This window comes from Pedobacter ginsengisoli, from assembly GCF_002736205.1.
Taxonomy (GTDB): domain Bacteria; phylum Bacteroidota; class Bacteroidia; order Sphingobacteriales; family Sphingobacteriaceae; genus Pedobacter; species Pedobacter ginsengisoli_A.
This window is the reverse complement of sequence record NZ_CP024091.1, coordinates 296,113-315,828: the sequence shown is the minus strand read 5'-3', so window position 1 is coordinate 315,828 and position 19,716 is coordinate 296,113. Positions and strand designations below refer to the sequence as shown.

Sequence of the window (19,716 nt, the reverse complement as noted above, 5' to 3'; positions counted from 1 at the left end):
CATGCAATTTAGGCAATTAATCTCTGTTCCAAAATGCAGGTGGCTCAATACCTAAACTGCGCAGATAAACAGTACCCTGTGCACGGTGGTGAATCTCGTTATCAATAAAGTAAAGGATAATTCCATATGCCTCCCCCTCATATTGACCAAAAGCCAATACTACTTCCTGAAATTTCTCAGTAGGAATCTGTGCCCAAAAAGTATTAATCTCATCAGTAATCCTATCCCATTCCATCAACAATGCATCCTTTGAATTCACCTCAGTCTTTCCTGTATGATGATCCATTTCATTAATAGTTGTCCACTCATCAGTAGCAATACCTTTTACTCCCGGACCAGACATACTCGTAATTTCACTAATCAAACCTGCGAAAGGCCGCATTCCACCAATAGAATAATTAAATAATTCATCTTCCGGAAAAGCCTCAATTACACGTCTTGTTACTCTGCGGTGTCCCTGCCAATGGTTTAAAAGGTCATTAGAGTTAATAAATAAAGGTGCTAAAATTGTCTCCGTGGCTGTGTTAATCGTAGTCATAATGTAGTGTTTTTAGTAGTTAATCTTATTTCTTATACAAAGAAAACTACCCCTACTGACAACCCTATGGCAGTCTGTTTTTTAAAATAAAAAAATAATTACTTATGCTTTTTATCTCCTGTATAAATCATTTCACCAGCTTTAACCTTAAGTTTCAGGTCATTTTCTGCCGGAGGTTTAGGACATTGATAACCATCGCTATAAGCACAATAAGGATTGTACGCCTTATTAAAATCAACTTCAATAAAATTCCCTTTAATATCTTGGCTGCTTAGATCAATATATCTTCCACCGCCATATGATTCCTCAGAATTGGTTTCATCAGTAAATGGCAAAAATAAATGGTCCTTATATTCCGCAATTTTAGATAACGAAATACTCTTATATATAGTGAGCTTCTGAGGTTCGCCATTTAATTTGAAACCAAGGATTGCGTAACGGATATACTCCCTGCTTGTGCCTGTATAAGTTGGCATTTGAAACGGCGTTTCGTTCATCAAAAGCTCTATTTTAGCACTTACCCTATAATTACTATCAGCCTCAAAAAAATGTAAATTCTTTAGATCATCTTTCTTTAGTGGTGAACGGGTATCCTTCAAAAAATCTTCTTTGTAATTTTCACGGTGAGTTGCAATCTGTGCCTTATAATCTTGTGCAAAACTGTTCAATTGAATCATCATAAACAGTATAAAGCAATATCTAATCATATCATTAAAATCTAGCTTACAAAGCTATCATTTTATATATTAGAAACTGTTTTTATCTATCCATTAATAGCGTCTTCCAACTTAGAGCCATCTTTTGTCAACACTTCAAAATGATGGCTTTTAGATAGTTTTAAAAGATGACCTATAAAGTCTGTAGCCGTAGGATAAACGTGTTTATCGAATTTAAGAATAGTCTCGATCTTGTTAACTGCATTAACATACTCGTCGTTGATTTCTTTTTGGTTCATAACTTACTGCTTTAGTGTATAAAATAAACAATACAAGATACAAATTAATTCATTCATCATACAACCTCAAATCCTTACGATGATAATTATATTACATACATTTGAGTATTAAACCTATGGTAAAAAATGACGACAAAATCTCGGCAAGAAGACTAAAGGCCATTTTTGGCGGTTCAATAGGTAATCTTGTAGAATGGTACGATTGGTACGCTTATTCTGCTTTCGCAATTTATTTTTCTGCTTCCTTTTTCCCACAAGGCAATCCTACTGTACAACTAATAAATACGGCAGGAATATTTGCTTTAGGATTTTTAATGCGCCCACTTGGGGGGTATATTTTTGGGCGTATTGCCGATCGTATTGGCCGTAAACAATCCATGACACTTTCAGTATTATTAATGTCGCTGGGCTCTTTTCTAATCGCGCTAACTCCAACCTACAAAACTATTGGTATTATGGCCCCCATCGTGTTGTTAACAGCAAGACTACTTCAGGGCTTAAGCGTTGGCGGCGAGTATGGAGTATCTGCAACCTACTTAAGTGAAATGGCCACAAAAAACAGGCGCGGATTCTATTCCAGTTTTCAATATGTAACCCTCATCGGCGGCCAATTACTTGCCCTTGCCATTCAATTAATTCTGCAAAGATTACTACTCTCCGAAGATCAACTTCAGGAATGGGGTTGGCGCATCCCATTCATATTCGGGGCAATCCTTTCTATTGTCGCACTTTACCTTAGAAAAAACCTTGACGAAACAAGAGCATTCGAAAACCAAAAGCAACGAAAAGATGATAAAAAAGGAACTATAAAAGAATTATTAAAACATCCCAAAGCAGTAATAACAGTAATAGGACTCACATTAGGAGGTACTCTGGCCTTTTATACCTACACAACTTACATGCAAAAATTCCTGGTCAACACTGTTCACATGACAAAAGAACAATCAACATTGATGTCTTTTTTAACACTATTCATCTTTGCATGTTTACAACCTGTCTTCGGAGCCCTATCAGACAAAATAGGAAGGCGGCCACTTCTCATAGCCTTCGGTGTATCAGGTACAGTATGTACAGTTCCATTACTCACCGCGCTAAGCCATACCACATCACAATGGCAGGCATTTTTTCTTTTAATGATTGCGCTAATCATTGTTAGTGGTTATACAAGTATAAATGCAGTGGTAAAGGCCGAATTATTTCCTGCAGAGGTTAGAGCGCTTGGTGTTGGATTACCTTACGCATTAACCGTTGCTATTTTCGGTGGATCTGCAGAATATATTGCCCTGCAATTAAAAAACTGGCACCATGAAGAATACTATTATTGGTACATTACCATTTGTATTTTTATTTCCTTAGTGGTGTATATTTTTATGAAGGATACAAAACATACCTCCAAATTGAATCAAGACAACTGATAAAAATTCCCGGCAGCAAGTTTTTAAAGAAGGCATTGCTGTTCGATGCAGGAACAACAATGCCTAAAAACCAAATATAAGCATGTCTACAAATCTAGATAGACATAATTAAAGAAAAGTGCTAAACAAAAATTTATTTATGAGACTACAATTTAGGCGCACAATTCTATTAACAAAAGTCTCACTCTTCCAATTCAAAAACAAAGAATATCATACATTCCGCACTTTTTCCGGCTATTAACTTTACAGCAATTTTTTGTTTGGCGTTATCATCCATAAAAAATAAAATTCCAAATTTTGTATTTAATTAAATCTGCCAGATCTTATCAATTACGCTCTAAATTAAGCCATCACCGGATTATCAACAATAGGCAGCTTTGCAAATCTGATTACCTCAACGCTTGGGAAACCAAAATCCTCCACTACCTTCCCTAATATCAGGTAACAACCCTTTCCCCTAAAAGGATAAACAGGCGTATTGTTAGGAAAATGCGTAGTATCAAAGAAATTCCCATCTGCATCCAGGAAAGTACCAAACCACATTTTCTTATTATTTTTGGTATGTACAGTTTTTTCGCAGACATACAGCCCTACCATTTTTACTGTTTGTCCAACATATTGAATCAGGTTATTCGTACGTACATCTCCTCTGTATGGGGTTTTCAACAGATCAAACATCGAAAGTGATAAAGGAAACCCAAGCAGTTCCAACTCATGATAAGCATCTTCAAGTTCGGTATTAACCAATTCCGGCAATGTATAATGTTTGCTTTCCAGACGAAAAAGTTCTGCATAATTAAGGGGCTTAGCCTTACCGCTCAGCATCATATGCACCTCCCACAACAAAGTTTTCTTACTCTTACCTGTAAACCTTAAAGCCCCCACCCTAATCAAAATAATTGCCTGTTCCAAGCCCACTCCTGTACGTTTCACAAAATCTTCGAGATCAGTAAATACACCATTTCGTCTAACCTCTTCAGGAATTAGTTCTATATACTTATTTTCAAGCCCCTGTATACCAATAAGCCCCAAATAAGCATCCGTTCCCGTAATAGATACTACAGACGTACTTATATTTACACAAGGCAAATGCACCTTTGCACCAGCTTTCTGTAATTCATGAACATACAACCATCGCGTGTAAAATCCGCCATAATTATTCAGTACAGCAACCATAAACTCCAGAGGGTAATAAGTTTTTAAAAATAAGCTCTGATAACTCTCTACTGCAAAACTTGCCGAATGTGCTTTAGAAAAACTATAACCCGCAAAAGAAAACACCTGCCTCCATACCTCAGCTGTAATAGCCTCTGGCCTCCCCAAAGCCTTAGCGCTTTCATGAAACTTCTCTATCAGCCTATTAAATTCAATTTTCGAACGATATTTCCCACTCATCCCCCTCCTCAAAATATCGGCATCTGTACCATCCATCCCCGCATAATGAATACAGATCTTAATTACATCTTCCTGATAAACCATCACACCAAAAGTTTCTTGCAACTGTTCCTTCATTACCGGATGCAGGTATTGCACTTTATCCGGCTCATGAAAATTCTGAATATACGCCTTCATCATGCCCGACTGTGCAACCCCTGGTCTAATAATACTGCTGGCTGCAACCAGCGTCATGTAATTATCACAGCCTAACTTGGTAAGCAATTGTCGCATAGCAGGCGATTCTATATAAAAACACCCAATACTATTGCCCGATTTTAGCTTGTCATTCAGATTAGCATCTTTCATAAACACTTTTACCTGATGGATATCTATTTTACGTTGCTGGTTTTCCTCTATCAACCTCACTGCTTCCTTAATATGTCCTATTCCTCTTTGGCTTAAAATATCATATTTATCATATCCAATAACCTCTGCCTCGTACATATCCCATTGTACAGTAGGCATGCCTTTGGGTGGTAAATCCAGTGCAGTGTAATAGGTAATCGGCTCTTCCGAGATCAGCACACCACCGGCATGAATGCTTCTTTGATTCGGCATCTCCTTCATCATTCCATATATAGCAGTGATTTTTTCAAAAGTAGGGTTCTTTCTATTTTCCTCAGCTTTAGCCGGATCTGTAAAACCATCAATCTCCGCTTTTGGCAGCCCCATTACTTTACCAATTTCACGGATAACCGAGCGATCTTTAAAGGTGCTCATTGTGCCTAACAACGCAGTATGTGCTTTCCCGTAACGCTTAAAGATATAATCCTGTACATCTTCACGCTCGTCCCAGGAATAATCAATATCAAAATCAGGAGGCGAAGTACGTTGAGCATTCAAAAAACGCTCAAAATACAAGTCAAGCTCCAACGGGTCTACATCAGTAATACGCAAACAAAAAGCTACAGTACTATTAGCTCCAGAGCCCCTCCCCACATGATAATATCCCTTAGCCATAGAATAACGAATAATATCCCATGTAATCAAAAAGTAAGCACAGTATCCAAGGTCATTAATCACTTTCAACTCATCCTCTACCTTCTTTAATGCCTTTTTATTGCTCTTCCCGTAACGATATACCATACCTTCCATCGCCAGCTTTTCAAGCAATGATTTATCGTCATTCTTACTCCCTGTAAAGGTTTTCCTATTTAAGCGAACTTTTCCCTTCTCATAGTCCATCTTACAGCCATCCATCAGTTTCCGCGTATTATCCAGTATAAAAGCGTACTTACTAAATTTTGCTTCCAATTCCCCCGGGGGCAAAAACATATCGGTCTTGCTACATTTATCTTCAGGCACAACCATCGTAAGCAACGTATTCAAGTCTATTCCTCTTAAATACTCGTGTAAACGATATTCAATTCTATCAGCCACAAAAACGGGTTGTAATGCAAGCAGTTTATCCTTTACATTACTAATATTCTTTCCATGCAAACTGTGCAATTCATCGAAGCGAATTCCCAGATATTCATTTTCTCTTAATGATCCAGTGATAATATCATCTGTATAAGGATAAATTACTATTGCATATCTAAAGGGCTTTGCTTTGTCGGGCAATTCCTTCTGTTCCAGATTATGCTCGGTCAGGAAATCATTTAACTCTTTCATTCCCTCTTTATCCCTTGCAATCCCTACATAAAGTAATTGCTTATTTCGCCTAAATTCAATCCCTCCAATGGGTTTAATCCCATGCTCATCACACCCCCTCATAAACTCCATAATACCTGTAGAGTTATTAATATCAGTAAGTGCCATTTGTGTAACACCACAAAAGGCAGCTTCTTTTATAAGCTTCTCGATAGGCATAGTGCCATAACGTAAACTATAATGAGAATGAACATTTAAATACATAACTTATACATCAATACCCAAAACGGATGCCCTTGTTATTGCCTTTTCTCCAAAGCGCTTGCGAATTCTATCCATTGCCTGTACCAGGCTGTATTGCTCCTGCGACTCACTATACATGTCTATTTGTTCAAACCCGTTTACCAGACTAGATAAACGTACACCAACAAGCCGCAATAACATCCTCTTGGTATATACCTGTCTAAAAAGCTCTTTAGCCTTTTCAATAAGTGTACTATCAAGTGAAGTATAAGGAATAGATGCCTGCCTGGTAACATCCTCAAAATTAGAATACCTGATTGTTACGGTAATACAGGCAGCAAGTTTCTTTTTTTCCCTCAACTGAAATGCAATATCCATTACCATTGAAATAAGCAGGTTATTAATCATGTTTACATCTATAGTATCAGCTTTAAATGTACACTGCGTACCAATACTTTTTTGTTCGGCATAAGGAATTACCGGACTATTATCTATGCCTTTAGCTTTTTGAAGTAACGACAACCCATTTTTCCCCATTAGCATACTCATCTGGTCCGGATGGATCTGGGCCAATGTAGAAATCTTTTTAATCCCCATGTCACTAAGCTTAATAAAAGTCTTTTCACCAAGTCCCGGAATTTTCCTGATAGAAAGCGGATTTAAAAACGGCTGCACATCCGATGCTACAACATTCTTCTCACCATTTGGCTTGCATTCATTTGTAGCCATTTTGGAAACTGTTTTATTCACCGACAGCCCAAAAGAAATCGGCAGCCCCAATTCTTTGATAATAGTTTGCCTAAGTTCATGCGCATAAGTCATGCAGCCATAGAACCTGTCCATACCCGTCATATCTATATAATGCTCATCAATACTCGCTTTTTCAAACAAGGGCACCTTTTCTCTGATAATATCAGTTATTTCATGAGATGCTTTTGAGTAAGCATCCATGTTCCCTCTAATAAAAACCGCATGTGGGCATAGCATTTTCGCCATCCTGGCTGGCATAGCTGCGTGTACGCCAAACTTACGAGCCTCATAACTACATGAAGTTACCACTCCACGGTCTGATGTACCGCCAATAATTACAGGCTTTCCAGCAAGACTGCGGTCTTTTTTAATCTCTACAGACACGAAAAACGCGTCCTGATCCATATGAATTATTTGCTTCCCTTCCCTCATGACAAATAAATTTAGGTCATGACAAAATTAAGCTAATATTTTTAGTTAAACAATTTAATAGCTAAAAATATTAGTAATCAGGCAAGCGTAAGCCCGGGAACCTCTTTTAGAATCTGATCCCTGTGGGCCGCAGATAGCCAGATATTAGACTCCAGATTTAAAATATCTATATTTTCTTTAAGAAAGTAATTCCAGCAAATCTTTCCACTTTCTTTCGTAGTAGTAACAATATCATGAATAATATCATTCGATATAACAACAGGGGTACTATCTTCTCCATGATTAAATTCAGTTACATGAACATCTTCTAACACCACGGTACCTAAAACAGCCGAATTTTCCTGACTTTCATCCTCGGCAGAAATTATCAGTTCATAAGTATTGGTGTCTTTTTTAGAATACCCAGTCACTTCTTCAGAGAATTTAAAAGCTGCGCAATGAGAGTGTTTTGGAATTTTAGCAGCATTCAATTGTTCCCATTCCTTTCGGTGATCCGGATTTTGATGCTCATCACAGTACCATTCCGGGTTGCGTACCCAAATTTTAACGACTATGTTCATACACTATTCCTATTTGATTAGATAATGAAGATAATAAAAAAAATCTTTACTAATTACAGCACACCTTTCAATTTCGTCCAAACGTTTTCTGCAAGTATCTTTTGTCCTTCAGCAGTAGGATGAATACCATCGTTCTGATTTAGCTTAGGAATTCCCGCTACCCCCTCCAATAAAAAGGGTAAAAAAACCATTTCGTTCTTAGCCGCAAGCTCCTTAAACATGTTCCTGAAATCAGAAGCATATTTAGCCCCCATATTAGGTGGCACTTCCATCCCGGTCAAAATCATTTTCGCCTGTGGGTATTTCTTTTTAACCTTATCTATTATAGCCTGCAAATTTGCAGTAGTTTCATTTACAGCTACTCCACGCAAACCATCATTAGCCCCCAGTTCAAGCACAAAAACGGCTATAGGTTGTTTTAGCAGCCAATCAATTCTGTTTTTCCCGGCTGCTGATGTCTCTCCACTTAATCCTCCGTTTATTGCTTTATAAGGAAGTTTAAGTGAATCCAGTTTCTTCTGTAAAAGCTCCGGATAAGCCTCTCCTTGTTCAAGTCCATATCCCGCTGTTAAACTTGTGCCAAAAAATAAAATATTTTTCTCTTTAACCAAAACCTCCGTAGCCACGGGAGCCGCCTCAGCAGGGTTTGCCTTTGATTCATCAGTCTGTTTATTTTGGTTATTTCCACATGATGCCAATACAACTGACAATAGTATGATCAGGGTTGAAGCTTTAAAACGTAACATATCTATGTAATATAAATCTAAAATTAGCCATTACTTACCAGGCCTCGTATATTTAACTATAAAAATACCTATTTATTAATAATATGCCTTCAGAAAACATACTCCATATTGAAAACGTAAGCAAAATATATAAAAGCGCCGGAAAAGAACTTACAGTTCTTAACAACGTCAATTTCTCTGTAGAAGGAGGCTCTACACTTGCCATAACAGGCCCATCAGGCAGTGGCAAAACTACACTTCTGGGACTTTGTGCAGGGTTAGATAGGTCTACCACGGGCTCAGTTAAGTTAAATGGCATCAAATTAGACGAGCTTACCGAAGATCAGCGGGCCGCAGTACGCAACCGTTATATCGGTTTTATATTCCAAAATTTCCAGTTAATGCCAACCCTTACTGCGCTTGAGAACGTGATGGTACCAATGGAGCTGCGCGGAGAAAAAGACATTCGGGCGCATGCCATGGATCTGTTAGATAAAGTGGGCCTTGCAGAGCGTTCACATCATTATCCGGTTCAGCTTTCAGGTGGCGAACAGCAACGTGTTTCACTGGCAAGGGCATTTTCCAATAAACCCGCTATACTCTTTGCCGATGAGCCTACCGGAAACCTGGATGCTGAAACCAGCGAAAAAATAGAAAAACTAATGTTTGAACTGAACAGAGATGCCGGCACTACACTCATCATAGTTACGCACGATCTGGAACTGGCTATGCGTACAAACAGGATAATAAAAATAAAAGGTGGCGTAATCATTTCAGACGATCCAAATGCAACAAAATAACCCCGTACTTAAAAGATCTGTAAACATTGGCTGGCTATTTAAAATGGCTTGGCGCGATGCCCGCCGCAATAAATCCCGCCTCTTTCTTTTCGTATCATCAATTATCCTGGGAATAGCCGCTTTAGTAGCTGTATATTCATTTAGAGATAACATGCAACGCGATATCGACGATCAGGCAAAAACCCTTACCGGGGCAGATCTGGTAATACATGCACGCAAGCCCGTAAGTGCAAAAACACAAGCAGTACTGGATACCTTAGGAAATGAAAAAGCATCAGAAAGAAGCTTCGCTTCAATGATCTATTTTCTTAAAAATGAAGGCAGCAGATTGGTACAAGTGCGTGCCCTTGAAGGCAACTACCCCTTTTATGGCACCATAGAAACTACTCCTGCAAATGCAGCCACAACCTTCCAGCAAGATCGCAGGGCATTGGTTGATAAAACAGTAATGCTGCAATTCAATGCCAAACCAGGCGATTCAATTAAAATTGGCTCAGTTCACTTCCTAATAGCCGGAGTACTGGATAAGGCACCCGGACAAACCGGAATATCGGCCACCGTAGCACCCGTAGTTTATATCCCCCTAAAATATCTGGAACAAACCGGATTAACCAAAATAGGTAGCAGAATCCAATACAAATACTATTACAGGTACAACAAACCATCCGCAGTAGCAGGTCAGGTAAAAAAAATCCAGCACTTACTCGATAAAGAAAACCTTGATACAGAAACTGTAGAATCTAAAAAAGAAAGTACCGGAAAATCATTCAGAGATGTAAGTCGGTTCCTTGAACTTTCAGGTTTTATTGCCCTGTTACTAGGGTGTATAGGTGTTGGAAGCGCCATACATGTATACATCCGCGAAAAACTAAATTCCATAGCCACCCTACGATGCCTCGGTTTAAAAGCCTGGGAAGCATTTTTAATTTACCTTATCCAAATTGTTTTTATAGGCTTTATCGGTGCCGTTTTAGGTGCTGCATTAGGTACAATAATACAATTTGCGTTACCTCTGGTATTAAAAGATTTCATTCCTGTTCAGCTCACCATCCAAATTTCATGGCTGGCCATTGGGCAAGGTGTACTCCTGGGTTTAATCATTTCGGTCTTATTTGCTTTACCTTCATTGCTTTCGGTACGCATCATTTCTCCCTTAAATGCCATCAGGCATTCATTCGAAAAATCAACCGACCCCAAAGATCCGCTAAAATGGATTGTATATCTGCTTATTCTGCTTTTTGTGTTGGCCTTTACCAGATTTCAAATGAGTAGCTGGATGCAGGCAGCAGTATTTACCGGAAGTATATCAATTGCGTTCCTCTTACTTTTTGGCTTATCAAGGGTCTTAATGTGGACGGTTAAAAGGCTTATCCCAAGTTCTTCCAGTTATTTATGGAGGCAGGGCTTTGCAAACCTCTACCGGCCAAACAACCAAACCCTTATGCTTACCATATCCATAGGTCTATCAACAGCATTCATTTGTACACTATTTTTTGTGCAAGGTATTTTAATAAAAAGGGTAACCATATCCTCTGCCGCCAACCAGGCAAATATGATATTGTTCGACATTCAGAACGAACAGAAAGAGGCAATTGCCACACTAACCAGAGATTTTAAATTGCCTGTAATGAACCAGGTACCTGTTATAACTGTCAGAATTGAGAAAATCAACGGAAAAACAGCACTTCAGGATACTGCCGGTGATTCCCGACGTGCCTTTCAAGGAGAGCTTAGGGTAACTTTTCAAGACACCCTTACCTCAGCCGAAAAGGTAATTAAAGGTGTATGGCAAGGCAAAGCAAAACCAGAAGAAAAAGTCTATGTATCTTTAGAAGAAGGTTACGCCCGAAACATCCACGTAGGCGTTGGCGATAGTATAGTTTTTAATGTTCAGGGATTATTGGTCCCCACCATTGTTGGAAGTTTAAGAGAGGTGAACTGGGCACGGATGCAAACCAATTTCAGAGTTGTTTTCCCAACAGGCGTGTTAGAGGATGCTCCTCAGTTTCATGTACTGATGACTCGAATTACCTCAAACAATGTTTCGGCTAACTACCAAAGTGCTGTGGTTAGGAAATTTCCTAACGTATCCGTAATAGATTTGGGGCTCATATTAAAAACCTTAGATGAATTGTTATCAAAAATAAGCTTCGTAATACAATTTATGGCTGCCTTTAGCATGGCAACCGGATGGATAGTGCTCATTTCTGCGGTGCTTACAAGCAGGGGACAGCGTTTAAGAGAAAGTGTACTGCTCAGAACTCTTGGAGCAAGCAGAAAACAGATTCTGGCAATTACCACCATAGAGTACCTGTTTCTTGGAGCATTCTCTGCCGGTGCAGGAATAATTCTGGCACTTGCAGGCAGCTGGCTACTGGCGGTGTTTAGCTTTGATACCAGCTTTACCCCTTCACTGTTACCAGTATTGTTATTGTTTGTGCTAATCTGCTTTTTGGTTGTACTAACTGGTGTATTAAGCAGCCGAAAAGTATTAAACACCCCACCTTTAGCAGTATTAAACGCCTAAGCCTATGCCATTATGAATTTAATGTAATTACTTTAACTCCACTTTTTCCTGCTATTATTGCTTTTGTAGCAATTCTATAAAACAGAGAATGCTCTACAACGCCAGGTATCATTTTAATCTGAACGTTGAGCTTTTCTAATTCCGGCAATTCAGCAAAGTGAACATCGGCAAGCAAATTTCCATTATCTGAAATAACAGCCCCGTCTTTTTGGGTACTTATACGCAGCTTTATGGCTGCTCCCGGAAACTCAAACGACAATCTGCCTAATACCATCTGCAAAGCCTCAGGCAATATCTCTAATACCAGTGGGTAAGTAGCATCCAGCTTCGACACAAATTTCCCCTCATCTCCTATCAATATAAAGTCCGCAGCCATCGATGCCAGTATCTTTTCAGTAGTATGAATACCACCTCCGCTTTTTAAAGCATTTAGTCCTTCATCAAACTGATCACAGCCATCAAAATAAATATCTATTTTTTTAAGTAATGAGGGCGATTGCACCTTTAACCCACTTTGCTGCAAATAAGCAGTGGTTTTAAATGACGACGAAGTAAAAACAACACCTGTAGCCAAATTCTCATTCTGCCTCACCATATCCACCAAATGAGATACCGTTGTACCTGCGCCCAAACCTACAATTTGGCCAGTTTTAATAAACGGCAGGGCTGCCTTTGCCGCTTCTATCTTATAATCGATCATGTCGGCAATTTAGAAATTAATAAGAATTATCACCACCTTGATTTTAAAAATTGACTAAGCGTACAAACACTTATAACCCCGACGATACACCCAAACGCAAATAACTATACTTATTGCGGTAATAAATATTATACGGATCCTCTCCATAATACCCAACAGCAGCCATTAAAAACACATTATTCATAAAAGGAAAACTGTAATTAAATGAACCTTCTATATTAAGTCGTTTTTTTATAGCCAAAGCCCCATAATTCTGCATTGCATTCACGGCATAATTCAATCCAATATCACTACGCCAGTTCTCTTTCTTTTTAACATACCTGCGAAGCGAAAAATCATAAATTATCCTTGTAAATCCATAATCATGCGTTAATGCTTTCTCGTAATGAAACCATTTATGCCATTCAAAACCCGCATAATGATTAAATGAATAGGAAACAGCATTTACCGCACTCGTTTTTGTTCCGGAATTATAACCAATAGTGAGGTAATTGGTACTAAAATTACCATCGCGGGTATTTATCCTGCCAGTACTATCTAATGCTTCGCCATCCTGCCCGTTCGAGTGGTGAGTAAATTTTAATGTTGCATATTTATAATTGCTAACAGATTTACTTAATCTGAAATAGAAAGTTCCTCCCAATTTTAAGCTTGGAGTTCTTACACCCGATGATCTTTCATCAATTACTTTAACCGTAAAATCAGGCACCATAGCAAAAGCTACAGGCAATTCAGGTATTGCAAGTATCATATAAGTTTTAGTAATTCTGCCGTTAATAATGTACTTAATGGGGCCGGCTAGTTCCCCTCTTGGCGATATGTACGACAAATCTCCGTTTTCCTTATAAATGTCGCTATACTCCCTGTTATGTAAATACCTGCGTGTAATCAACGAATCTCTGGCAGCTGAATTTACAGCTTGCGAAATTACAGTTCCAATGCCCGCAAAATAAAAAACTACAATCAGATACAATAGTTTCATTGTGCTTTTATTGAAATATACGTTACAACAGCTATAACAGTTTATCGGGTATTTGTGTTTTTCAATATCCGGCCTACTCAGACCCCCAATGTAAAGTGTTTGATAAATTTGAAGTACAGACTCAATTATTTAAGCTAATTCTTATATTAGCATACTCAAAATAAAAACTCATGAAAAGAAAATTAATCGTTTTAGCAGCCTCTGCATTCTTATTTACCACTGCAATGGCTCAAACACCTAATACGCTCTCAAAAGAAGAAAAAAAGGCTGGCTGGAAATTGTTATTTGACGGAAAAACGACAAAAGGATGGCACACCTATCTTAAAAAAGAAGCAGGTGCAAAGTGGGAGGTTAAAGATGGAGCAATAGTTTTTAACCCTACCTTGTCGACAGGTGGAGGCGATCTTGTTACTGATGGCATTTATGAGAATTATGAACTTAACCTAGAGTGGAAAATATCTAAAGGTGGTAACAGTGGAATCATCTTCGATATTCAGGAAGATCCAAAATACGGAGCTACTTACCTTACCGGCCCTGAAATGCAGGTATTAGATAATATTGATGCTAGCGATAACAAAAAAGAAAATCACCTTGCAGGATGTTTGTACGACATGTCTGGCGATGCAACTGTATCTAAACCAGTACCAGTTGGCGAATGGAATAAAGTTAAACTAATCCAAAACAAAGGACATCTTACTTTCTGGTTAAATGGCATCAAAACATTTGAAGGTCAAATAGGTAGCGACCAATGGAACCAAATGGTAGCCAACAGTAAATTCAAGAACAAAGAGTTCTCGGACTTTGCTAAGGTTGCAAAAGGCAAAATCGCTTTACAGGAACACCCGGGATCTAGCCAGTGGAGAAACATCAAAATCCGCACTTTATAAATCCAATATAAAATCAATTTAAAAGAAGAAGGCCCGAATCATGATTCGGGCCTTCTTCTTTTTATCTATTTACATTCGGTTGGGGCAAAAGTAAACCTACCTCTTTCAAAGTTAATCGGTTTTCCCTTCACAAAATATGATCTCCCTAACGATGTTTCAATCTGACCCACACCTAAAACCAGCTTACCATCTTTTTTCAACAATGCCAGTGGGTTTTTATAAATGGCTTTATTTTCGCCAATTTTAAAGGTATAATCAACAAACAAGGTATCACCTCTAAACTTTCCGTCAATTAAGCCATCATTGGTTGCTTTTTCATGATACTTTATAACCAAACCACCTGTAACTTTTCCCTTTCCAGAGGTTATTACATTTAAATGTGCAGTATCAACCCCATCAATAGCAATAAAACATTCATTGCTCACTTGGGCGTCTGCACTATCAATCATTGTACTATCTTTTAGTTCCGAGCTTTTATCTCCTCCCTGATTGCAGCTAAATGCCAAAGGCAAAGCTATAAGTGCTAAATAAAGTGCTGATTTTTTCATGACCATAATTTAAATTGAGGGTTTACTAAATACTATACAAAATTTGATGCTATATGGTTTTATAAACAATACATCCGATTTTAGAAGGATGATCTTGTACTAATGTTTCCATATCCAACTTTCTAATCATATTTATCATCATAAAATCGCCTCCGGCAGCCATGGTAAAGAACATACCAAATGCAAAAAGCTGAATATTTCCGGTAATTAAAGCTAAAATTACAGGGATTATTCCTAACAGTATAGCAGGCATAATAGCACCCAATATATAGTGTTTTATTTTTAAAGGCTCTTTACAGTGGCAATATGGCGTAACCGCTTTCCAGATTACACCGAACTTAATCGACTTAAATCTTTCCTTTGCAAACAGGCACCATGTTATTCCATGAATTAATTCATGGAGCACAATTCCTATAAGTATTACCAAAATCATGATTGCGCTTGTCAGCAAACCATTCATCTCCTTTGGAAATAAATTTTTGAATAGGTCAAGTGTTCCGTCACCCCACAAAAAATAGTAAAGTGGGCAAAATAAAATAACAAAAGGGATAAAATAGACAATTGAAGTAATCTGCGCTTTTGCGGCATCAATAGTCATTTCTTCCATTTTATAGCCGGATATATTGAATTGTTCCATAGTATGGAACTAAGGTATAAAAGTAAATTGAATTATTTTACCCTCAAATAGAACTTGCTGTAACCGTCATAATAGTTATCGCTGATAAGTAAGGAATCATTTCTCAACCCAAGTACATATTTCCTTTGCTCTTTAGAGATGGGATCTGTTTCATTAAATGATATTGCTGTTTCCAGTTGCCCTGAATAAATACTTTTAACTTCCGAAAGCACATATTTCCCTTCCTTAACTACGCTACCATTTTCAATCTGCTGGTAGGTACTTTTAGATTTGAATGCTAAAACTGAGCTTTTTCCCTCTTCAATAGGTATAGTTTTACCAGTAAAACCACCACTTGAAGATTTAAGTTCCCACTTGCCAATTATTTTTTGCTCAATATTCGGATCAGACTTTTGCTTCTCGCAGGCATAAAAGCCCACAGTTGTAAAAGCAATAATTGCTAAAAAATACACTTTCATGTCCATGCTTTAAGTTATATATAAAAACGTTTAAAAAGCAAAAATCGCTACACCTTAACAATTTTATGCTCAGGTTAGCGATTTTTATAAATTCGATATCAGCTTTAACTTAAGCTGTTTCCAGTTTTACTATGTTTCTGTAAGGAAAAGATCCAAAAATATGTCTGCGTGCAAACCTACCAGGCGAATCAGCATTTACTAACTTCACATAAACCGCCTTAGGTACGCCAAAATATTCATAAGCACTGCCATCAAGGAAATGAACAGTTAGTACTAAACCTGCCCAGTTATAATCAGCAATACCGCAAGTAGCAGTAGTTTGAGTATACTCGTCAAGTGAAAGTGCTAATGTTTCAGGGGCAATACTAACCAGAAAATGATAAGCCTCAATTATTTCTTTACTTTTCGTTTCTGCTTCTAACTTCGCCTCTTCACTATCCTGAAACTTATCAGGATGCCAATCTTTCATTAAGCCCCTGTAAATGGTTTTTAGTTCTTTTAATTCGGTATCCTTCTGTACACCCAATAACTTCCTGTAATCAACGATCTTTTTCATAAAATTTGCGCGAAGGTACGCAGATTTTTCGGGTAATCATATTATGTTTCAATTAATTAATGTTTGGCACCATGTGATACTTTAAATCCTATCTGTTCCCTCGGAGTATCTTCCTTATCTATAAATTTATTAAGGTATGTAAATAACAACTCTATTTTCTGGTCTTGTTTAATCATCTGTTTTTCAAATTGTTCTACTTTAATCAAAGCATCTTTATTATCTAACAGGATTTTCCTGATTTTTGTAAATATTCTTATGATCTCGATATTAACTTTGATAGCACGTTCACTGCTTAAAACACTTGATAACATTACTACCCCGTACTCTGTAAATGCGAATGGGCTAGATGGACTATACTTTGCATTCTGTGGGAGGTTATCACAAATTGTGATAACCTCTAACCATTCTTCTTTACTAAGCTGAAACATAAAATCATCCGGAAATCTGACAATGTTTCTTTTTACTGCTTGTTTCAAAGCTCTAGTTTCGACACTATATAGAGCAGCAAGATCAAAATCAAACATCACCTTCTGATTTCTTATCATATAAATTTTATTTAAAACAATTTCATCAGGAATTCCTACAAGTTTATCAGTCATAATCTTTATTCAGTTATTATAGCATACCAAACATAATAAGGAAACTTAAAATAACAAAAATATCTAATAGATTAACAACAAAGTATTTAAAGTAAAAATTGAGTATAATATCAATATTTTGAGATGTACATAAAACTATGACAATTTTCAACTACTAGAAAGATCCGTATGCGAGATCATTGACAGGGCGTTCAGAGAGCTTTACTAGGGCCTTGGTAGGGCTAAAGACCTCCCAACACCCTAGCAACCCCCCGTTAATAATCATGATTTTCCTTGCTATTTGGAAGTCACCTGTATAAAACTTCTCCGCCAGATACTATATATTTGCCATATATGTTCAAAATTGGATTAGCAGAAGATGATGTAAAAATAGCCGCTTTAATAAAAAGCGGACTAGAGGAACATCAATACCATGTTACCCCTATACATGATGGCAGCCTCGCTTTAACAGAGTTTAAAGATCACGAATATGACCTGGTGATACTGGACATTATGATGCCCGGTTTAAACGGCATCGAGGTATGCCGCCAACTGAGAGCAAAAAACAAAGACCTTCCCATCCTTATGCTAACCGCGCTAGGCTCTATTGAGGATAAAGTAACCGGCCTAAGTTCCGGGGCCGACGATTATTTACTTAAACCATTCCATTTCAGAGAATTACTTGCGCGCTTAGAGGCGCTTTTAAGAAGAAACAATAAAAAATTCACCCCGCATAATATCCTTAATTTTGCAGATATCACTATGGACACCTATAGCAAATCTGTTGAAAGAGCGGGCGTAACAATTGAACTTACTGCTAAAGAATATATACTGCTAGAGTTATTTTTAAAGAACCCAAACAGATTACTATCCAGACAATACATTGCAGAAAATGCCTGGGATATTAGCTTCGATACTGGCACAAACGTAATTGATGTTTATATCAATTTCCTCAGAAAGAAAATTGAAAAGGGCTTTGATAAACGATTGATACATACAAAAATTGGGATGGGCTATATCCTGAAAGAGTCATGAAAATAAAAGACCGGTTGGCTTTATACTTTACACTGATCAGCACTTTGGTATTGGTTTGTGTACTCTTTACCATATATTTTACCTTCATAAAGTTTATGCAGGGCGACTTTTTTGATCGACTTACAGACCGAACCATGGTTACTGCCAAACTTTATCTGGAAGCCGATGAAATATCAAGTGATTCATTAAGCCGTGTAAGGGAGCAATACCTCGAAAAGCTAAATGGAGAGGTGATCCGTATTTATAACAGCAAAAACGACGCAACTTTTATTGGTGATGATCAGCAATACTGGAACATTCAAACCATCGAAAGGGTAAGGCGATATAAAAAAGCCAGATTTAAGGATGGCAACAGACAAGTGGTAGGTATTTATTATAAAGACAACCAGGGTGATTTTGTAATCCTGGCCTCTGCCATCGATCAAAGTACTATTACCAGGGCTGAAAAATTGCTTAAAATAATGGCCGTTATTTTCCTTGTTATCTTTATTGGGTTGCTTGTTTCTGCACGATGGATTGCAAAAAAAATACTCCTGCCCCTGGATCTTTTTATAGATCAGGTTAAACTCATTAAGTCAAACAACCTGCATTTCAGGGTAAAAGAAGGTACAAATAAAGACGAAATCCATCTGCTGGCACAAAACTTCAACAACCTGATGGAGCATCTGGAGCAGTCATTTATATTGCAAAAAACATTTGTGGCTAATGCTTCACACGAACTCAGGACACCAATTACCCGAATGATCATAGGTACTGAAATTACACTTTCTCAGAATCGCAGTAAAGAAGAATACCAAAAAGCCCTATCCTCGGTATTGGAAGACTCCGAAAAGCTGGAAAACATTATCAGCAGTTTACTTAAGCTTGCCCAGGCTGATCTTGAATATGGTTCATCTAATCTCCAAAAGGTACGTATTGATGAAATGATATGGAGTTTGCAGCAGGAATGGAATAAGAAAACCGATAAACATCAGCTTCTGGTTGAGGTAAAAGACCTGCCTATGGACGAAGATCTGCTAACCATTGCCTGTAACCCTACCCTATTGCAAATTGCAATTGATAATCTTATTTCAAATGCATTTAAGTTTTCAGACAATCGGCCTGTTAAATGTACGCTTGAGGTTGAGGATGATGGCATTCATATTTTAATTACCGATACAGGTGTCGGAATAGAACCCGCAGATGTTGACAATGTATTTAAACCTTTTTACAGCTCATCAGCTAAAGCCGAACATGCTGGCAGCGGAATGGGCTTATACATGGCACATAAAATCATTACACTTTACCGCGGAAACATCACTGTAAAGTCAAAAAAGGATCAGGGCACCACTTTCCATGTGCACTTCCCGCGATTTTAATC

The 19,716-nt window shown here is 37.9% G+C and carries 20 protein-coding genes; 6 read left to right on the top strand and 14 right to left on the bottom strand.

Going from position 1 to position 19,716, the window contains the following annotated elements:
- Positions 1-16: 16 nt before the first annotated feature.
- From CPT03_RS01220 to CPT03_RS01210, 3 genes are all read right to left on the bottom strand, one after another.
- On the bottom strand, positions 17-538 hold the full coding sequence (locus tag CPT03_RS01220; RefSeq protein ID WP_099437136.1) for a DinB family protein: 522 nt from the start codon (positions 536-538) through the stop codon (positions 17-19).
- Positions 539-636: 98 nt separating this feature from the next.
- Positions 637-1,218, bottom strand: a complete 582-nt coding sequence (locus CPT03_RS01215) for a DUF1684 domain-containing protein (RefSeq protein WP_245869937.1) — start codon at positions 1,216-1,218, stop codon at positions 637-639.
- Between the two features lie 83 nt (positions 1,219-1,301).
- On the bottom strand, positions 1,302-1,493 hold the full coding sequence (locus tag CPT03_RS01210; protein WP_099437134.1) for a hypothetical protein: 192 nt from the start codon (positions 1,491-1,493) through the stop codon (positions 1,302-1,304).
- A gap of 116 nt (positions 1,494-1,609) precedes the next feature.
- Between CPT03_RS01210 and CPT03_RS01205 the strand changes: the two genes are divergently transcribed.
- Complete coding sequence (locus CPT03_RS01205; RefSeq protein ID WP_099437133.1) at positions 1,610-2,908, top strand: MFS transporter; 1,299 nt, start codon at positions 1,610-1,612, stop codon at positions 2,906-2,908.
- Between the two features lie 342 nt (positions 2,909-3,250).
- Here CPT03_RS01205 and dnaE read toward each other — a convergent pair whose 3' ends face one another.
- The 4 genes from dnaE to CPT03_RS01185 all read right to left on the bottom strand — a co-directional run bounded on the left by dnaE (position 3,251) and on the right by CPT03_RS01185 (position 8,669).
- The gene (gene dnaE, locus CPT03_RS01200; protein WP_099437132.1) at positions 3,251-6,202 is read right to left on the bottom strand and encodes a DNA polymerase III subunit alpha; all 2,952 of its coding nucleotides are present in this window, start codon (positions 6,200-6,202) and stop codon (positions 3,251-3,253) included.
- 3 nt (positions 6,203-6,205) lie between these two features.
- On the bottom strand, positions 6,206-7,363 hold the full coding sequence (gene dinB / locus CPT03_RS01195; RefSeq protein WP_099437131.1) for a DNA polymerase IV: 1,158 nt from the start codon (positions 7,361-7,363) through the stop codon (positions 6,206-6,208).
- A gap of 77 nt (positions 7,364-7,440) precedes the next feature.
- Positions 7,441-7,923 carry a hypothetical protein gene (locus tag CPT03_RS01190; protein ID WP_099437130.1) on the bottom strand — a complete coding sequence of 161 codons (483 nt, stop codon included), beginning with the start codon at positions 7,921-7,923 and terminating at the stop codon, positions 7,441-7,443.
- A 53-nt stretch (positions 7,924-7,976) separates the two neighbouring features.
- Positions 7,977-8,669, bottom strand: coding sequence for an arylesterase (locus CPT03_RS01185; protein WP_099437129.1), 693 nt, complete (start codon positions 8,667-8,669; stop codon positions 7,977-7,979).
- 83 nt (positions 8,670-8,752) lie between these two features.
- Between CPT03_RS01185 and CPT03_RS01180 the strand changes: the two genes are divergently transcribed.
- Both CPT03_RS01180 and CPT03_RS01175 read left to right on the top strand, forming a co-directional pair.
- Positions 8,753-9,448: an ABC transporter ATP-binding protein gene (locus CPT03_RS01180; RefSeq protein WP_099437128.1), complete on the top strand. Its 696-nt coding sequence runs from the start codon at positions 8,753-8,755 to the stop codon at positions 9,446-9,448.
- Positions 9,435-11,975, top strand: coding sequence for an ABC transporter permease (locus tag CPT03_RS01175; RefSeq protein WP_099437127.1), 2,541 nt, complete (start codon positions 9,435-9,437; stop codon positions 11,973-11,975). The genes CPT03_RS01180 and CPT03_RS01175 overlap by 14 nt, the downstream gene beginning before the upstream one ends.
- A gap of 10 nt (positions 11,976-11,985) precedes the next feature.
- Here the strand turns inward: CPT03_RS01175 and rpiA are convergent, their stop codons facing one another.
- Positions 11,986-12,675: a ribose 5-phosphate isomerase A gene (rpiA, locus tag CPT03_RS01170; protein WP_099437126.1), complete on the bottom strand. Its 690-nt coding sequence runs from the start codon at positions 12,673-12,675 to the stop codon at positions 11,986-11,988.
- A 70-nt stretch (positions 12,676-12,745) separates the two neighbouring features.
- A complete protein-coding gene (locus CPT03_RS01165) occupies positions 12,746-13,657 on the bottom strand; it encodes a hypothetical protein (RefSeq protein WP_245869936.1) in 912 nt (303 codons plus the stop codon).
- 170 nt (positions 13,658-13,827) lie between these two features.
- Between CPT03_RS01165 and CPT03_RS01160 the strand changes: the two genes are divergently transcribed.
- Positions 13,828-14,544 carry a DUF1080 domain-containing protein gene (locus tag CPT03_RS01160; protein ID WP_099437125.1) on the top strand — a complete coding sequence of 239 codons (717 nt, stop codon included), beginning with the start codon at positions 13,828-13,830 and terminating at the stop codon, positions 14,542-14,544.
- Between the two features lie 65 nt (positions 14,545-14,609).
- Here CPT03_RS01160 and CPT03_RS01155 read toward each other — a convergent pair whose 3' ends face one another.
- The 5 genes from CPT03_RS01155 to CPT03_RS01135 form a co-directional block, all read right to left on the bottom strand.
- Positions 14,610-15,092 carry a hypothetical protein gene (locus tag CPT03_RS01155; protein ID WP_099440963.1) on the bottom strand — a complete coding sequence of 161 codons (483 nt, stop codon included), beginning with the start codon at positions 15,090-15,092 and terminating at the stop codon, positions 14,610-14,612.
- A 49-nt stretch (positions 15,093-15,141) separates the two neighbouring features.
- On the bottom strand, positions 15,142-15,729 hold the full coding sequence (locus CPT03_RS01150) for a DUF3267 domain-containing protein (protein WP_099437124.1): 588 nt from the start codon (positions 15,727-15,729) through the stop codon (positions 15,142-15,144).
- Between the two features lie 32 nt (positions 15,730-15,761).
- Complete coding sequence (locus CPT03_RS01145) at positions 15,762-16,187, bottom strand: hypothetical protein (protein WP_157766313.1); 426 nt, start codon at positions 16,185-16,187, stop codon at positions 15,762-15,764.
- Between the two features lie 109 nt (positions 16,188-16,296).
- A complete protein-coding gene (locus tag CPT03_RS01140) occupies positions 16,297-16,743 on the bottom strand; it encodes a KTSC domain-containing protein (RefSeq protein WP_099437122.1) in 447 nt (148 codons plus the stop codon).
- A 56-nt stretch (positions 16,744-16,799) separates the two neighbouring features.
- The gene (locus CPT03_RS01135; RefSeq protein WP_099437121.1) at positions 16,800-17,342 is read right to left on the bottom strand and encodes an ORF6N domain-containing protein; all 543 of its coding nucleotides are present in this window, start codon (positions 17,340-17,342) and stop codon (positions 16,800-16,802) included.
- Between the two features lie 333 nt (positions 17,343-17,675).
- Between CPT03_RS01135 and CPT03_RS01130 the strand changes: the two genes are divergently transcribed.
- Entirely contained in the window at positions 17,676-18,356 is a 681-nt protein-coding gene (locus CPT03_RS01130; protein ID WP_099437120.1) for a response regulator transcription factor, read from the top strand.
- Entirely contained in the window at positions 18,353-19,714 is a 1,362-nt protein-coding gene (locus CPT03_RS01125) for a sensor histidine kinase (protein ID WP_099437119.1), read from the top strand. Before CPT03_RS01130 ends, CPT03_RS01125 begins: the two co-directional genes overlap by 4 nt.
- Positions 19,715-19,716 lie beyond the last annotated feature (2 nt).

Coding starts and splice junctions, on each gene's coding strand:
- CPT03_RS01220 (WP_099437136.1), bottom strand. CDS start 538: ATGACTACGATTAACACAGCCACGGAGACAATTTTAGCACCTTTATTT.
- CPT03_RS01215 (WP_245869937.1), bottom strand. CDS start 1,218: ATGATGATTCAATTGAACAGTTTTGCACAAGATTATAAGGCACAGATT.
- CPT03_RS01210 (WP_099437134.1), bottom strand. CDS start 1,493: ATGAACCAAAAAGAAATCAACGACGAGTATGTTAATGCAGTTAACAAG.
- CPT03_RS01205 (WP_099437133.1), top strand. CDS start 1,610: ATGGTAAAAAATGACGACAAAATCTCGGCAAGAAGACTAAAGGCCATT.
- dnaE (WP_099437132.1), bottom strand. CDS start 6,202: ATGTATTTAAATGTTCATTCTCATTATAGTTTACGTTATGGCACTATG.
- dinB (WP_099437131.1), bottom strand. CDS start 7,363: ATGAGGGAAGGGAAGCAAATAATTCATATGGATCAGGACGCGTTTTTC.
- CPT03_RS01190 (WP_099437130.1), bottom strand. CDS start 7,923: ATGAACATAGTCGTTAAAATTTGGGTACGCAACCCGGAATGGTACTGT.
- CPT03_RS01185 (WP_099437129.1), bottom strand. CDS start 8,669: ATGTTACGTTTTAAAGCTTCAACCCTGATCATACTATTGTCAGTTGTA.
- CPT03_RS01180 (WP_099437128.1), top strand. CDS start 8,753: ATGCCTTCAGAAAACATACTCCATATTGAAAACGTAAGCAAAATATAT.
- CPT03_RS01175 (WP_099437127.1), top strand. CDS start 9,435: ATGCAACAAAATAACCCCGTACTTAAAAGATCTGTAAACATTGGCTGG.
- rpiA (WP_099437126.1), bottom strand. CDS start 12,675: ATGATCGATTATAAGATAGAAGCGGCAAAGGCAGCCCTGCCGTTTATT.
- CPT03_RS01165 (WP_245869936.1), bottom strand. CDS start 13,657: ATGAAACTATTGTATCTGATTGTAGTTTTTTATTTTGCGGGCATTGGA.
- CPT03_RS01160 (WP_099437125.1), top strand. CDS start 13,828: ATGAAAAGAAAATTAATCGTTTTAGCAGCCTCTGCATTCTTATTTACC.
- CPT03_RS01155 (WP_099440963.1), bottom strand. CDS start 15,092: ATGAAAAAATCAGCACTTTATTTAGCACTTATAGCTTTGCCTTTGGCA.
- CPT03_RS01150 (WP_099437124.1), bottom strand. CDS start 15,729: ATGGAACAATTCAATATATCCGGCTATAAAATGGAAGAAATGACTATT.
- CPT03_RS01145 (WP_157766313.1), bottom strand. CDS start 16,187: ATGAAAGTGTATTTTTTAGCAATTATTGCTTTTACAACTGTGGGCTTT.
- CPT03_RS01140 (WP_099437122.1), bottom strand. CDS start 16,743: ATGAAAAAGATCGTTGATTACAGGAAGTTATTGGGTGTACAGAAGGAT.
- CPT03_RS01135 (WP_099437121.1), bottom strand. CDS start 17,342: ATGACTGATAAACTTGTAGGAATTCCTGATGAAATTGTTTTAAATAAA.
- CPT03_RS01130 (WP_099437120.1), top strand. CDS start 17,676: ATGTTCAAAATTGGATTAGCAGAAGATGATGTAAAAATAGCCGCTTTA.
- CPT03_RS01125 (WP_099437119.1), top strand. CDS start 18,353: ATGAAAATAAAAGACCGGTTGGCTTTATACTTTACACTGATCAGCACT.